The sequence below is a fragment of the Paraburkholderia sp. Tr-20389 genome, assembly GCF_017104565.1.
Classification (GTDB): Bacteria; Pseudomonadota; Gammaproteobacteria; order Burkholderiales; family Burkholderiaceae; genus Paraburkholderia.
The window spans coordinates 37,137-51,146 of record NZ_JAAGPD010000006.1; the positions used below are offsets into that span (position 1 = coordinate 37,137).

Here is a 14,010-nt window from a genome sequence, read left to right on the forward strand (position 1 = left end):
GTTCGCAGATGCAGCCGTTGACTGGTCTCCCCGACTGATCCTTTATCTTCGCCGCTCAGTGCGGCATGCGCGTTTCGCGATTCACTGCGACGTCGCGTGTCGGTAGATGATCCGGCGTATGCCTGTGCTTAAGGTGATTAATCGACAACCGCTTTGTGCGGACGCGTGACGGCGGCGCTCGAGGCGCGCGCGATCGCGTCTTCGGTTTGCTGTCGTGCGAGCGCTTCGGGCGCAGGCGCATTGGAAAGCGCCGTCGCAACCGCCGAAGTCACTGCGGATGCAGCCGCTTGTGTGCGGCTCTGAAATGCGTCGACGAAGGAGCGTACCTGGATGTCGTTCATTTTCGATTGTGTTTGTCCGACTTCCTGAAGTGCTCCATTCAGCCGCGAAACGATGCTGCCCAGTTCGCTGCCGTATCCCGCAAGCAGGGTGACGACGGCGTTCGCCGCGCTCCATTGGAGCGCGGGCCAATCGGCCGGACTGCGGGCACTGCCGAGCGTGCTCATGGCTTTCAGCGCTTCGCCATTCAACTGGTTAATCGTATGCAGATTGAGTGCTACAACCGCTTGCGTTTCCCGAACGACGGGATTGGCCCACGCGTAGGAAGCAGAAATGCCGGGCTCCCAAGCCGATATGACACCTGCGGAATTCCGAGTGTTCATTGATGCGACTCCGTTAGTCTTACTAATTAGCTCTTTGCGACATACACAGCGGGGCCGCACTGTGCAATGCAAATAGCATGGGTGTTCGCAACCCACACATTGTTTGTGCGAAGCACCATTAGAACCATCATTCTAAACACATCATTTGACAATTCTTCCACACTCTTACGTCAGTAGTTACCCTGGGTTGTTGTTCCGTTTTTCTACATGTTGGGACAATTTGCAACAGCAACCGGCCGGTCGGGTTGGTCAAAACGTGGGTTCGACGTCGCATTTTGCTCATGCGGAAACCCCTTGCGGACGGCAATTGACCCGGATCACTTACATCACGTTGTGATATATAATCAAAACAAAGGATGCAGCGGATATCCGGATCAGGGAGACGACATCATGGTCATCAACAGCGACTTCGAAATCGCTTTTCTCGTCGGTTCGTTCACATTGCTCGGCGTGATTCTCGTCGGCACGCTGTTGACGGCGACGCATCTCGATCGATGGCACCCGAAGCTGATCGGCGCGGCAATCGGCGCGTTGCTGGGTATTGCGCTGATCGAGGCCGTGCCGCTCATCACCTGAGCGGCTCGGTGAATAAAGTGCCAATGGGAGCGCCCGCGTGATTCCTTTCAAACGCATTCTGCTCTGCTATGACGGCACGTCGGAGGGTCGCCGTGCGTTGCGCTGCGGCGCATCGCTTGCGCAGCAACTCGATGCCGAAACGCACCTGCTTTCGGTAGTCGATTTGTCGTGGTGGTCGAGCGGCTACGACGTGCTCTCGGCGATGGCATTCGACATCGACGAACAGGCGGCACGTGAGGTACTGAGCGATGGTATCGAACGGTTATCCGCGTGCGGCGTCAGCGCGACGGGACATTTCTGCGTAGGCGATCCCGTGGACCGCATCGCGACGATGGCCGACAGGCTGCGCGCCGATCTGATCGTGATTGGCCATCATCATCTCGGACCGTTCGCGCGCTGGTGGACGGGAGAACGTCACGCGCAACTCCTGGACCGCGTGGGTTGCGGCATTCTCTTCGAAGTTTCACCCGACACCGCGCCCTGAGCGGTCAGAGTCCCCAAAGAATATCGGCGTTCTGCCTGCGCGCTTCGCGCAGCATGTCGAGGAAAGGCCACGCGCGCTGCGAAAAGCCTGCGTGCTGATGACGTTCGGCATTTGACGCAACCGACGCTTCATACGCGGCGGCCGTCTGTTTGTCGTCGACGATCGCTTCTTCGAGGCGACGGATGGCTTCGGGCAGATCGTCGTGTGCGATAACGCCCCGATTGTCGAGCCGCTTGCCGATCAACCCCAGCAGATATTGCGCGAGGTCGCGGAGCATGATGACGTCCGGCGTGGCCGGTGACTGGAAGGTGACGAGCAAGGCGACTCCCCTGTAGTGATTTCAGGGCCTTCGTGGCGGTTGCGTCCCCGGGGAAAACGCTCGCTACTTCCTGGAGGTATGAACTTGCGGCGCGGATGGTGTCCGCCCGCATCGGTGGCGAATTCCCGTTCATGCTGCAGCCGCCCGAAGGTCACTTCCATTTTATATCATGTTGTGATCTATTTAAACCCGAGTGGTTTTTCTGCTTCAAAGCAGCGCACATTGCCAACGCGCGACAGCGCTAATCGTCGCGGTCCCCATCGCTCTCCTCTTCTTCCGCTTCATCCAGATGATTAGCCAAAAGCGCATAGAAAATACGGTCATAGAGTGAGGGATTCGTCCTGTCGCGCCATCCGCGAGCCTTCACGATGGTTTTTGCGGTTTCGTGCGCAGATTGAAACAGCGCCTGTACGTGATCCATATCCATGCACTGGTTTTCGGCATGCCGGCCGCCACCTTGAGGCCGCTTAAGCTTCGATCAGAGCACGAATTACAGCGCAATTCGTGCTTTCGGCCGATCCCGGCACGCTACAGATGCAACCAGTACATATCGGGAATCGCGCGATCCTCATCCGACAGAAACGGATTGTCCAGACGGATGATTTTCCGGCCGCCCAGATTCGCGCGCTTCAGCGCATTCTGGATATAGGGATGCGTATTGAACAGCTTCAGATACGAGCCGTCGCGCCAAGCCGCTGCAAAACCTCGCGCGATCGTCGCCGCGAGCCGCTCGTGATTCGGCGATACGTAGAAGAGGAAATCCGAGCGATACGCGAGCAGCAAACGGTTCTCGACAGCCAGGCTCGGCTCCGTTTCCTTGCGCGACTCGATCTCCGGGTACGCCTCGATCACACCGCGCGGAAAGTAGTCGACGCGCCTGGCTTCCACCATCTTGAAGATCGTTTCGTAGGTCGAGGGCGTTTGCACTGGGAGCCCCGCCTTGCGCATGATCTCCGTATCGATCCAGCCCAGCCCCTGCACGCCCGTCATCGAGCGAAGATCGTCGAGCGTTTCGATCCTGTCGAAATCAGGCTGCCTGTCCTGCCGGATCAGAAATACGCGGTAGCCAATGAGCCCGCGGTGAATCGGAATATGCACGACGTTCAGGCCGCGCTCGGCCTGCGCCTCCATGCTCGTCCAGTGCAGATTGATGGTCGTGCCGCTCGCGAGTTCGGCGAGCGCGCGGCCGCGTTCCATCACGAGTTCGAGCTGGCGCGTCGTGTACGTCGCGTTGGCCGCTTTCATCGCGAGATCGAGCGTGGCGAGCGCGAACGCCGCGTGCACATCCCTGCCGGGCCTGATCTGTGGATAGACGATATCGAAGTGTTCGCCCGGTGCGGCTCGCGCAGTGAGCGCTGCGCCCGCGGCACTTGCCGCGGCGAAAATGAAACGCCTGCGATGCATAAATACGCGTAACGACGAATACAGGAACGTGCGGGTCGCTCGCGCAATGTCGAGCATGAGCAGATCGTGTCACGGACCATCCCGGCGTCGACATTCGGACAAACCCGCTGACATATTGCGGACGCAATGCTTACTCGACGCATTCAAGCGCATCGCATATGGGCGCAGCGTCCACGTCTACTCGACGATCAGCCCGTGCCGGATCGCGTAACGGATCACCTCGGCGTTGTTGGCAAGGCCGAGCTTTTGCATCAGCCGCATCTTGTGCGTGCTGATCGTCTTCGCGCTGAGCGCGCAGATGTCGGCGATCTCGTTGATGCTCTTGCCTGCGGCGAGCATCTGCAACACCTGGAATTCGCGGTCGGAGAGCACTTCATGCGGCGGCATGTCGCCGCGATGCGTCTCGAAGACCATTGCATCGACGAGCTTCGGATCGATGAAACGCCCGCCGTCCGCGAGCTTGCGAATCGCCGCGAGCAGCACGTCGGGATCGCTGTCTTTGGTCAGATAACCTGTCGCGCCCGCGCGCAGCGCGCGCGACGCGACCTGCGCCTCGTCGTGGATGCTCAGCACCAGCACGGGCAGCGCAGGCTGCTCCGCCCGTACGCGGCGAATCAGATCGACGCCGCTGATGCCCGGCATCGTCATGTCGAGCAGCAGCAGGTCGACGGCGCAGGTGCGCAGTTTGTCGACGACTTCCGAGCCTTGCGCCGCTTCCGCCGCGACGACGATGTCACTGGTCGTCGCGATGATCTGCTTGAGTCCGCCACGGACGATCGCGTGGTCGTCGGCGATGAGTATCCTGATCATGTTTTGAGGCCGCCATCGAGCGGAATGTGAATCGAAACCGTGGTGCCGGCGCCCGGCCTGCTGTCGATAGAAAGCGTCGCGCCGATCAGCCGTGCACGCTCATACATGCCAAGCAACCCATATGAATATTCGCGGCGCGCCATCTCCCTGTCGAAGCCGCGACCATCGTCGCGTACGCGCAGTTCGAGCCGGTCGGCCTTCGAAACCAGCGACACGTCGACCCGCGTCGCGTTCGCATGCCGCGCCACATTGGTCAGCGACGCCTGCACGATACGGAACACGGCCGTCGCGTGCGCGTCCGACAGCGCGGGCTCGCCGCCTTCGATGCGCAGTTCCGAGGGAATCGCGTTGCGCCGGTTGAACTCGTCGACGAGCCACTCCAGCGCGGACACGATGCCGAAGTTGAGCGCAGCGGGCCGCAAATGGCTCGCGACATTGCGCACCATCCAGATCGTGCCTTCGACGAGTTCGCGCATGTCGTCGGCTTTTTTGGTCGCTTCCGGGTCTTGTCCGAGGCGCATCTTCAGCAGCGAGACGTCCATCTTGAGCGCGGTCAGCAACTGGCCGAGCTCGTCGTGAATCTCCATCGCGATGCGCTTTCTTTCCTCTTCGCGGATCCCTTCCATGTACGCGGACAACTCGCGCTGCTGCTCGCGCGATTCGACCAGTTCCTGCTCCATCTGCTTGCGCCCCGTGATGTCGTTCATGCCGACATAGATGGCGGGCGAGTCGTCGTAGGTCGCAACGCGCGCCGTCGCCATCGCCCAGAACCGCGTCCCGTCGGGACGCTGGAATCGCACTTCTGTGTCGCGCAGACTGCCCTCCGTTCTCAGATGATCGATCAGCCGCTCGCGTTCGAGCGGGTCGGCGTAGAAATCCGCGATGTTCTCTGCCACGCCCGCGTTCATGCCGAACAGCGCGCGCAGCGGTTCGTTCGTGTACAGGATGCGCCCGTCGGGCATCGACGTGATGCACAAGGGCACCGGACTCGTTTCGACGATCGCGCGAAAGCGTGCCTCGCTCGCCTGCAAGCGCGCGTCGGCGCGTCGGCGTTCGTCGATCTGCGACTGCAGATTCGCGTTGGCGCGCGCCAGTTCATCCGTGCGCAACGCGACGCGCCGTTCGAGATCGTCGCGAGCCTGCTTGAGCGCCGCTTCCGTTTCCTTGCGCACGGCCACTTCGGCGAGCAGTTGCCGGTTCTGCGCGACGAGTTGTGTATGCATCGCGCGCAGTTCGAGATGCACGCCGACACGCGCGAGCATCTCGTCGACGCGCAGCGGCTTCGTCACGTAATCGACGCCGCCCGCCGCGAAGCCTTCCACGCGGTCTTCGTCCCCCGTCAGCGAGGTCATGAAGATCACGGCGATGTCGCGTGTGCGCGCGTCGCGCTTCAGGCGTCGACAGGTTTCGAAGCCGTCGATGCCTGGCATCTTCACGTCGAGCAGAATCAGATCGGGCTGCGCGAACGCCGCGCGTTCGAGCGCCTCGATACCGTCGAGCGCGACCAGCACACGGATGCCGCGCGCCTCCAGACTCTCGACCACCACGCCGAGATTGGCGGGCGTATCGTCGACGATCAGGATCGTCCCCGTTTGCGCGTCGGAAGCGGCGAGATGGCTCATGACGCCGTGTTCCCTTCGAGATACTGCTCCACCAGTTGCAGGATCGCCTTCGACTGATACGCGCGCGCCAGTTGATGCAGCCGCGCAGCGAACGCGGCGTGCGGCGGATCGCTTGCTGCGATCCGTTCCGCCCATTGCGCGATGCCGCTCATGTTGCCGTCGCGTGCGAGCCGGTGCAACTCGCTCATCGCGTCGGCGTCCATGCCTGACGGAAAAGTCACCGGCAGATCCAACCCGGCGTCCACCTGCACGACGGCGCGAATCCACTCGATTCCCATCAGTTCGCCGATGCGCGCGAGCAGTACGTCGAAATCGACGGGCTTGGTGATGAACGCGCTCGCACCCGCTGCGAGGCTCCTGGCGCCGTCCGTGCCGAACGGCGACGCCGAAATGGCGATGATCGGCGTGAACGCGAACCCGGGCATCGCGCGCAAACGGCGCGTCACGTCGAGACCGTCGATGCCGGGCATCACAATGTCCGTGAGGATCAGATCGGGACGTTCCGCCTGCGCGATCGCGATGCCGTCAGCGCCGCTCGCTGCTTCCGTCGTGGCGAAGCCGATTCGCGTCAGCAGTTCGACGATGACGGTCCGGTTGACCTGCACGTCGTCGATCACGAGCACCTTGCGACGCGGGCCTGCGTAGCCCGTCACGATCGCCGTGGCGCTCGCCGCGTGCGCGATGCGCGGTTCGACGAGCGCGGACGGCAGTTCGAACCAGAACACGCTGCCGCGCCCGACGACGCTGTCGACCTTCACCTCGCCGCCCATCGCGCGCACGAACTGGCGGCTGATCGCCAGCCCCAGCCCGGTGCCGCCCGCGCGGCGTTCCTTACCGCCCGCCTGCTCGAACGGCATGAAGATCGTCTCGTGATACTCGGCGGAAATGCCGATGCCCGTGTCATGCACCTCGAAGCGAACCGCGCCGCTTTCGCCGCGCCTGATGAAGAGGCGCACCTCGCCGCGATCCGTAAACTTCACGGCATTCGACAACAGATTGAGCAGCACCTGCCGCAAGCGATGCTCGTCCGCGCGCACGCCGCATGGCGCGTCCGCTGCGATGCTGCATTCGAACGCGAGCCTCCGCTGTTCCGCCTTCACGCCGATGATCTCGCGAATCGTATCGACCAGACCCGCAAGCGGCACGTCGCAAATCTCGATGCGCAGCTTGCCCGCCTCGACCTTCGCGAAATCGAGCGTTTCGTCGATCAGCGTCAGCAGATGTTCTCCGCTTTGCTGGATCACAGCGACGCCGTCGCGCTGACGCAGGCTCAACGTGTCGTCGCGTCCGAGAATCTGCGCATAGCCGAGAATGCCGTTAAGCGGCGTGCGCAATTCATGGCTCAGGTTCGCAAGGAACTCGCCTTTCGCGCGGTTGGCGGCTTCCGCCATGTGCCGCGCTTCACGCTCGACGGCCGCTTCGCGCTCGTCGAGATAGGCGCGATGCAGCCGCATTCCCATCGCGTTGAATGCCGACACCACGCGATCGAGTTCGTCCGGCTCGCGCGGCGGCTTGCGCTGAAGCACGAACGGTGACGGCGGCTCGTGGAAGTCGTAGTCGATCACGCTGTGCGCGATCGCCGCGAGATGCCGCGTGACGAGCCGCGACAGAATGTAAAACGTGAACAGCGCGACCAGAAACGTATTCGCGCCCTGGCTCACGAGGATCACGAGCGCGGTGCGAGCGAGGTCGTGATAGAGGTTGGCGAGCGTCGCTTCGACATACAGCGTGCCGATCTGCTCCATCCTGTCCTGCACGTGATACATGAGGGGGAACTCGCGCGCGACTCTCATGCCGGAACTGCGCGCGCGTTCGCCCACGCTCACCACCATCGAAGAACTGAACGAGGGCACCTCGCGCACTTCGGCGGCGCGGATATCGGCGAGCCGCAGCATCCCGTCGAGTTCGAGCTTCAGTTGCGGCTGATCGAGACGCCACAGCGCCTCGCCCAGACTGTCGCGATAGCTCCGATCGATATCGACCAGCCGATTCTGAATCTGCTCGAAGCCGCGTTCGTAGTCGCGGTAGAGCTGCAGCGCGGTCAGAATCAGCGTGATCGCGCAACTGAACGCGAGCACCGTCCCGAGCAGCCGCAGCACCACGCTGCGCCGCACGTAACGGAACCCGCTCCACCATGCGTCGAACCTGTCGAGAGCCATATCACCCCGCGAGTGCCGCCGTTCTGGTTGTCCTATTCTGCACTCGATGCCAAACAACGGTCTACCGCGCCCACACTGGGTTTCAAACGTCCGATCTTTACTCCATCGTTTCCGGCACTTCGCCCGGCACCGTCAGCCTGACCGTGCGCGCCGGCCGCCCGAGCAGCTCGTCGATCAGCGCGGCCATTTCGCACAGCGCGTGAAAGGCTTCGTCGTCGAGCTGATCGCCGTGATAGCGTTGCAGGTCGCGCATCGTTTCGCCCAGACGCCGCAACGCGGCAGGCGTGCTGTCGATCAGCGGCCAGCAATGCATCAGGTACGCAAGCGCGGTGACGCTGCGCGTTTCGCACCATGTATCGAAGAGCCGCAAACAGAGCGAACCAACCTGCTCTACAACGTTCTCACGTTCGGACGGATAGGCAATCATGACGCGGAACCCGGTAAGGCGTTTCGATGACTCATCATCCGCGAGCCGTTTTTCTGTCGCAGTCAGCGCAGGCTGGAAAATCCGCGTGCGACATCCTGATTCCCGTGTCAGGAAATCCTGAACGCCGTCAGCGCGCCAAACCCGCCGCCGGTGCGTAAAAACCCTTGTAAGTCATAGAAAGGCGCGCTTTCGACCAGGGAAATCCTGACGCTTGAAATCAGCACTTCCTGAATGCACATTCCGCCGCCGCCGATTGGATGCGAATGGCGTTGCCCCTAGCATCGGTTCATCGGGCATCGAGGGGATACGCATGACGGCGGGCAACACATCACTTCGCTTTCAGGTCGAGAAACTGGTGGGCTCGACGCGCGGCGACAAGGCACGCGTGCGTCTGCTGGAGCGTTCGCGAACAGGTGGCACCTGCCGGGTCTGCATCCAGTTCGAACGGCCGACGGGGTCGTTTTCGCTGTTCTTCTTTCGCCACGCCGACGGCACGTGGCATGTGTTTCCGCCGGACCGGCGCCGTCCCGAGATGGGCCTGTGCCGCATCGCGGCCTGACTCGTCCGCGAGACATCGGGCTCGCGAAGGAAGCACAGCATCAGACGGGAGACGCACATGATTGACGATGCTACGAACGCACTGCCGCAATACGTCATCGACTTGCGCGCATGGATCAGCGACTGGTACGACCACGCGTTCAAGGTGGGCTTCGTTCGTCCGCCCTTCACGCTCGACGAAGCGATCGCCGACCGGCTCGAAGGCTACTTCAAGGCCGGACTGACACCCGTCGAAGGCGCGATCGCGTTCTTCGGCACCGTGCATTGAGGGGCCGCACATGAAGTTCGAAGCATTCGATTCGCGTTTGTCGCAGATGTTACGCGCGATGCCGACCGCCACAATCGCCGAACTGACGGACGGAATGATCGGGTGGTGGAACGGCTCGCGCGTGGTCTATGCGTGGATCGGCGACGAGGCAGACCACGACTCCTGCGCCACATCGGGCGCACACGAACTCGACCTCGCCGACGACTGGGGTCAGTTTCACGACTGGCTCGCGGCATGGATCGAAGAGCCGCGCTTCAGCACGCGGCCCGCGCCCTGCGAGTTCGGACGCGATACGGCACACACCGGCGCTTGACCCTCGCCGGGGCTGCGCAAGCGCTCGTCCAGGCAGGCTTCAGACGAGCGGCATTTCGTCGGCGGCGTGCTGCCCCGACTTCGCGTGACGCTTCTTCATCGTCGAGGGATCGCGCACGATGGTCACGGCGCACGGCGCATAGGCGAGCACCTGACGCGCCACCGAGCCGATCAGCCAGCGGTCGAACGGCGTATGGCCGCGATGGCCCACGACGAGATGATCGATGTCGTGCTGCTCGGCATAGAGCACGATCTCCTTCGCCGGCTGGCCGATCACGAGATCGAAGTCGGGGTATTCGTTCGACGACGCGAGCTTGGCCTTGACGTCGTCGAGCACTTCGTTCGCGTGACGCAGCTCGTAGTCGACCATTTCCTTTCTTTCCAGCTCGATCGCGCCCCAGTCCGGCGCGCGCGCAACGACGAGCACATGCAGGCGTGCATCGAAGCGCTTCGCGAGATCGACGGCGAAGGTCACCGCGTGACGCGCGGACGGCGATCCGTCATAGCCTACGAGTATGTTTTTCATGATTCGCTCCCTTCCGGTTCGAACCGGAACGAGCTACGAAGGAACGGCGCGCGGATCAGTTGTCGTCGCTTCGGCTCGGAAGATGCTCGTGCGGGACGGGCTCGGCCGCGGCGGCGTCGGGAAGGTCGTCTTTCGCGGGTTTGGCCGGCGGCTTGCCGGATGAGGTGCGTGCGGGGTCGAGAGGTTTCCCCGCCGGCTTGGCGGGCGGATCGGAGGGCATGTTGGGCTCCTGCGCTGACAAATGCTGTCCTTACCATGATAGACCGCATCGCGGCGGGTTGTTTCTCGCGGGAAGGCCTGGTCCGCAGGCTTTGCGGCGGCGCGCAAAACGGCTCGCGAATGACGATTCGGCCAGCATGAAAAGGCACGCATCAGCGCCGCATAACAGGATCGTCCTAGCCGCCAGGCGTGCGGCATGACACAGTGACGGGCGTATCCAGCCAGAGGAGCCGTTCGTGTCCGCGCCCCAACCTGTTCCGAAGCCCGCCCCCGTCACCTTCCGCCCCTTCACCGCCGACGACATCGCCGCTGCGCACGCGCTGTCGCTGCAGGTCAGCTGGCCGCATCGCGCGGACGACTGGCGCTTCGTCGCCGGCGTCGGCAGCGGCTTCGTTGCGGAGAGCGAAGACCGGGTAGCCGGCACGGCGCTGTGCTGGAAGTACGGCGCAGACGGCGCGTCGCTCGGCATGGTGATCGTGTCGCCCGACCAGCAAGGGCGAGGCATCGGGCGCGAACTGATGGAACGTCTGCTCGAAGCGCTCGGCGCACGGACCACCGTGCTGCACGCGACGCCCGCCGGCCAGCCGCTCTACGAGAAGCTCGGCTTCAATGCGATCGGGACGATCCACCAGCATCAGGCCGTCGACTTTCGCGTGCCGCAGATCGAACTGGCGCAAGGCGAACGACTGCGTGCGCTGCAAGCCGCCGACACGCCGCGCCTGATCGATCTCGCATCGCGCGCGAGCGGCCTCGACCGCAGCGCGCTGCTGCCCGCGCTGCTCGGCATTGCACAAGGCGTCGCCCTGGTACGCAACGGCGAAATCGCCGGATTCGCGTTGCTGCGGCCCTTCGGGCGCGGACATGCGATCGGCCCCGTCGTCGCCGGGAACACCGGCGAGGATTCGACGCGCCATGCGCAGGCGCTGATCGCGCATTGCCTCGCGGCAAACGCCGGCGCGTTCACCCGCATCGACACGCCCGGCGACAGCGGCCTCATGCAATGGCTCGAAGAACTGGGCCTCAAACGCGTCGACACGGTCGTCAAGATGTCGCGCAACGGCGCGCCTGCCAGCGACCCTTCCGTCACGCAGTTCGCCATCGTCAACCAGGCTCTCGGTTAGAACATGACGCTCCTCTACAAGGCCGACCCGGAACGCGGCAAGCAATGGGCACAACGCTTCGCGCACAACGCGCCGGAGATTCCCTTTCGCCTGTGGCCCGACATCGGCGACGCGGCGTCCGTCCGCTATCTCGCCGCGTGGCAGCCACCCGACGACCCGGCGCGCACGCTGCCGAATCTCGAAGTGATCTTTTCGGTGGGCGCGGGCATCGACCAGTTCGATCTGTCGCGTGTGCCGCCGCATATCGCCGTCGTACGGATGATCGAGCCGGGTATCGTCGAAGGCATGGTCGAGTATGTGACGCAGGCTGTCCTCACCATTCATCGCGATCTGTTCGACTACGCGCTCCAGCAGCGCCAGCGCGTCTGGCGCGAGCTGCCCGTGCGCGCGGCGGCCACGCGGCGCGTCGGCGTGCTGGGGCTGGGCATGCTCGGCACGGCCGTCCTCGAACGGCTGCGCCTGTTCGGCTTTCCGTGCGCGGGCTGGAGCCGTTCGGCGCATAGCATCGAAGGCGTCGAATGCCATGCGGGCGTGGACGCGCTCGATGCCTTTCTGGCCCGCACCGATATCCTCGTCTGCCTGCTGCCGCTCACCGATGCAACTCGCGGCCTGCTCGACAGGCAGTTGTTCGGCAAGCTGCCGAAGGGCGCGTCGTTCATCAACGTCGGTCGCGGTCCGCAGGTGAACCAGCAGGATCTGCTCGATGCGCTCGACAGCGGCCAATTGCAGAACGCGATACTCGACGTGACCGATCCCGAGCCGCTGCCGGAGTCGCATCCGTTCTGGACACATCCGCGCGTGCGGATCACGCCGCATATCGCGAGCGCGACGCGCCCGGAGACGGCCGTCGATGTCGTGCTGGACAACATTCGCCGTCATCGCGACGGCCTGCCGATGCTGGGCGAGATCGACCGCAAGCGCGGCTACTAGACGCGTTCGCGACGCCTCGAACCGCGCACAGCACAAAATGCTGCGCGCGCCCCGCAAAAAGCCGCATTTGCGCTTTTCCGCGATTTAATTGGCGCATCGGCCTATCAGGCTCTCTCAGTAGTATGGAACGGTCCGCAGCCCATTCCGAGAAGAGAACCGCACCATGCCGAACCCATCGCTCATCGAAGCCGACCGCAAACATCTGATCCACCCCGTCGTCAGCTATCGCGCGCATGAAGCGCGCGGCGTCACCGTGCTGGACTCCGCGCAGGGCGTGTTCCTGCGCGATATCGACGGCAACGAACTGCTCGACGCCTTCTCCGGCCTCTGGTGCGTGAACACCGGCTACGGCCATCAGAGCATCGTCGACGCGGCCACGAAGCAGATGGCCCGCCTGCCTTACGCGACGGGCTATTTCCACTTCGGTTCGGAGCCGGCGATCGAACTGGCCGCGAAGCTCGTCGAACTGTCGCCCGCGTCGCTGCAGCATGTGTACTTCACGCTGGGCGGCTCGGATGCCGTCGACTCCGCCCTGCGCTTCATCACGCACTACTACAACGCAACGGGCCGCCCGTCGAAGAAGCACATCGTCGCGCTGCAACGCGGGTATCACGGCTCGTCGTCGATCGGCGCGGGGCTCACCGCGCTGCCCGCGTTCCATCGCCACTTCGACGTGCCGCTGCCGACGCAGCATCACATCCCGTCGCCGTATGCGTACCGTAACGATTTCGCCGACGACGCCGCGCTGATCGCAGCCTCCGTCGCCGCGCTCGAAGCGAAGGTCGAAGCGCTCGGCGCGGACAACGTCGCCGCGTTCTTCTGCGAGCCGATCCAGGGCTCGGGCGGCGTGATCGTGCCGCCTGTCGGCTGGCTGAAAGCGATGCGCGACGCGTGCCGCAAGCTCGACATCCTGTTCGTCGCCGACGAAGTCATTACAGGCTTCGGCCGGACGGGACCGCTGTTCGCGTGCGAAGCCGAAGGCGTCGAGCCGGACCTCATGACGGTCGCCAAGGGCCTGACGGCGGGCTATGCGCCGATGGGGGCGGTGCTGATGTCGGATGCCGTCTATCAGGGCATCGCCGACGGCGGCGACGTCACGGCGGCGATCGGCCACGGGCACACGTATTCCGCGCATCCTGTGAGCGCGGCGATCGGACTCGAAGTGATGCGTCTGTATCACGAAGGCGGGCTGCTGGCGAACGGCATCGCCCGTGCGCCGCGCTTCGCGCAGGGGCTCGACGCGCTGCTTGCGCATCCCCTCGTCGGCGACTCGCGGCATCGCGGGCTGCTGGGCGCGCTCGAACTCGTGTCGGACAAGAGCAGCAAACAGGGCTTCGACGCGTCGCTCAAGCTGCCCGATCGCATCGCCGCATCCGCCTATGCGAACGGCCTCGTGTTCCGCGCATTCGGCGACAACATCCTCGGCTTCGCGCCGGCGCTGTGCTACACGGAAAGCGAGTTCGACATGCTGTTCGAGCGCCTCGAAAAAACGCTCGACGACGTACTCGCACAAGCCGATGTGCGTGCCGCATTGAAGGGTTCGAACGAATTTAAACGCCGCGCGGCTGCGTGATAACATCGACCGACCCTTCGACATGCGGGACCGACCGACT

19 protein-coding genes are annotated in these 14,010 nt (G+C 63.6%); 8 read left to right on the forward strand and 11 right to left on the reverse strand.

Annotated elements, in window-relative coordinates; genetic code table 11:
• Positions 1-137: 137 nt before the first annotated feature.
• Positions 138-662 (reverse strand): phasin family protein, encoded by a 525-nt coding sequence (locus tag G3N95_RS09135; RefSeq protein ID WP_205969669.1) that lies wholly within the window; start codon positions 660-662, stop codon positions 138-140.
• Positions 663-1,052: 390 nt separating this feature from the next.
• On the opposite strand from G3N95_RS09135, the gene G3N95_RS09140 reads away from it, so the two are divergent.
• Together G3N95_RS09140 and G3N95_RS09145 are read left to right on the forward strand one after the other, a co-directional pair.
• Positions 1,053-1,238, forward strand: coding sequence for a hypothetical protein (locus G3N95_RS09140; RefSeq protein ID WP_205969670.1), 186 nt, complete (start codon positions 1,053-1,055; stop codon positions 1,236-1,238).
• A gap of 37 nt (positions 1,239-1,275) precedes the next feature.
• On the forward strand, positions 1,276-1,722 hold the full coding sequence (locus G3N95_RS09145; protein ID WP_205969671.1) for a universal stress protein: 447 nt from the start codon (positions 1,276-1,278) through the stop codon (positions 1,720-1,722).
• Positions 1,723-1,726: 4 nt separating this feature from the next.
• Here the strand turns inward: G3N95_RS09145 and G3N95_RS09150 are convergent, their stop codons facing one another.
• The 8 genes from G3N95_RS09150 to G3N95_RS40855 form a co-directional block, all read right to left on the reverse strand.
• Positions 1,727-2,041, reverse strand: coding sequence for a DUF1840 domain-containing protein (locus G3N95_RS09150; RefSeq protein ID WP_205969672.1), 315 nt, complete (start codon positions 2,039-2,041; stop codon positions 1,727-1,729).
• A 241-nt stretch (positions 2,042-2,282) separates the two neighbouring features.
• Positions 2,283-2,468 carry a hypothetical protein gene (locus G3N95_RS09155; protein ID WP_205969673.1) on the reverse strand — a complete coding sequence of 62 codons (186 nt, stop codon included), beginning with the start codon at positions 2,466-2,468 and terminating at the stop codon, positions 2,283-2,285.
• 101 nt (positions 2,469-2,569) lie between these two features.
• Positions 2,570-3,502 (reverse strand): hypothetical protein, encoded by a 933-nt coding sequence (locus tag G3N95_RS09160; RefSeq protein WP_241018335.1) that lies wholly within the window; start codon positions 3,500-3,502, stop codon positions 2,570-2,572.
• 120 nt (positions 3,503-3,622) lie between these two features.
• The gene (locus G3N95_RS09165; RefSeq protein ID WP_205969674.1) at positions 3,623-4,255 is read right to left on the reverse strand and encodes a response regulator transcription factor; all 633 of its coding nucleotides are present in this window, start codon (positions 4,253-4,255) and stop codon (positions 3,623-3,625) included.
• A complete protein-coding gene (locus G3N95_RS09170) occupies positions 4,252-5,877 on the reverse strand; it encodes a response regulator (RefSeq protein ID WP_205969675.1) in 1,626 nt (541 codons plus the stop codon). The genes G3N95_RS09165 and G3N95_RS09170 overlap by 4 nt, the downstream gene beginning before the upstream one ends.
• On the reverse strand, positions 5,874-8,036 hold the full coding sequence (locus G3N95_RS09175) for an ATP-binding protein (RefSeq protein WP_205969676.1): 2,163 nt from the start codon (positions 8,034-8,036) through the stop codon (positions 5,874-5,876). The genes G3N95_RS09170 and G3N95_RS09175 overlap by 4 nt, the downstream gene beginning before the upstream one ends.
• A 97-nt stretch (positions 8,037-8,133) precedes the next feature.
• On the reverse strand, positions 8,134-8,463 hold the full coding sequence (locus G3N95_RS09180) for a hypothetical protein (protein WP_205969677.1): 330 nt from the start codon (positions 8,461-8,463) through the stop codon (positions 8,134-8,136).
• A 107-nt stretch (positions 8,464-8,570) separates the two neighbouring features.
• A complete protein-coding gene (locus G3N95_RS40855) occupies positions 8,571-8,702 on the reverse strand; it encodes a hypothetical protein (RefSeq protein WP_277398001.1) in 132 nt (43 codons plus the stop codon).
• A gap of 71 nt (positions 8,703-8,773) precedes the next feature.
• On the opposite strand from G3N95_RS40855, the gene G3N95_RS09185 reads away from it, so the two are divergent.
• From G3N95_RS09185 to G3N95_RS09195, 3 genes are read left to right on the forward strand one after another with little or no spacing between them, the layout of a single operon-like run.
• The gene (locus tag G3N95_RS09185; RefSeq protein WP_205969678.1) at positions 8,774-9,022 is read left to right on the forward strand and encodes a hypothetical protein; all 249 of its coding nucleotides are present in this window, start codon (positions 8,774-8,776) and stop codon (positions 9,020-9,022) included.
• A 57-nt stretch (positions 9,023-9,079) separates the two neighbouring features.
• Positions 9,080-9,289, forward strand: a complete 210-nt coding sequence (locus G3N95_RS09190; protein WP_205969679.1) for a hypothetical protein — start codon at positions 9,080-9,082, stop codon at positions 9,287-9,289.
• A gap of 10 nt (positions 9,290-9,299) precedes the next feature.
• Positions 9,300-9,602 (forward strand): hypothetical protein, encoded by a 303-nt coding sequence (locus G3N95_RS09195; protein ID WP_205969680.1) that lies wholly within the window; start codon positions 9,300-9,302, stop codon positions 9,600-9,602.
• Between the two features lie 39 nt (positions 9,603-9,641).
• Here the strand turns inward: G3N95_RS09195 and G3N95_RS09200 are convergent, their stop codons facing one another.
• Complete coding sequence (locus tag G3N95_RS09200) at positions 9,642-10,127, reverse strand: universal stress protein (RefSeq protein WP_205969681.1); 486 nt, start codon at positions 10,125-10,127, stop codon at positions 9,642-9,644.
• A gap of 55 nt (positions 10,128-10,182) precedes the next feature.
• Positions 10,183-10,347 (reverse strand): hypothetical protein, encoded by a 165-nt coding sequence (locus G3N95_RS09205; RefSeq protein WP_205969682.1) that lies wholly within the window; start codon positions 10,345-10,347, stop codon positions 10,183-10,185.
• 235 nt (positions 10,348-10,582) lie between these two features.
• On the opposite strand from G3N95_RS09205, the gene G3N95_RS09210 reads away from it, so the two are divergent.
• The 3 genes from G3N95_RS09210 (at position 10,583) to G3N95_RS09220 (ending at position 13,970) form a co-directional block, all read left to right on the forward strand.
• Complete coding sequence (locus G3N95_RS09210) at positions 10,583-11,467, forward strand: GNAT family N-acetyltransferase (RefSeq protein WP_205969683.1); 885 nt, start codon at positions 10,583-10,585, stop codon at positions 11,465-11,467.
• A 3-nt stretch (positions 11,468-11,470) separates the two neighbouring features.
• Positions 11,471-12,397 carry a glyoxylate/hydroxypyruvate reductase A gene (locus tag G3N95_RS09215; RefSeq protein WP_205969684.1) on the forward strand — a complete coding sequence of 309 codons (927 nt, stop codon included), beginning with the start codon at positions 11,471-11,473 and terminating at the stop codon, positions 12,395-12,397.
• Positions 12,398-12,560: 163 nt separating this feature from the next.
• Positions 12,561-13,970: an aspartate aminotransferase family protein gene (locus G3N95_RS09220; RefSeq protein WP_205969685.1), complete on the forward strand. Its 1,410-nt coding sequence runs from the start codon at positions 12,561-12,563 to the stop codon at positions 13,968-13,970.
• Positions 13,971-14,010: the final 40 nt, after the last annotated feature.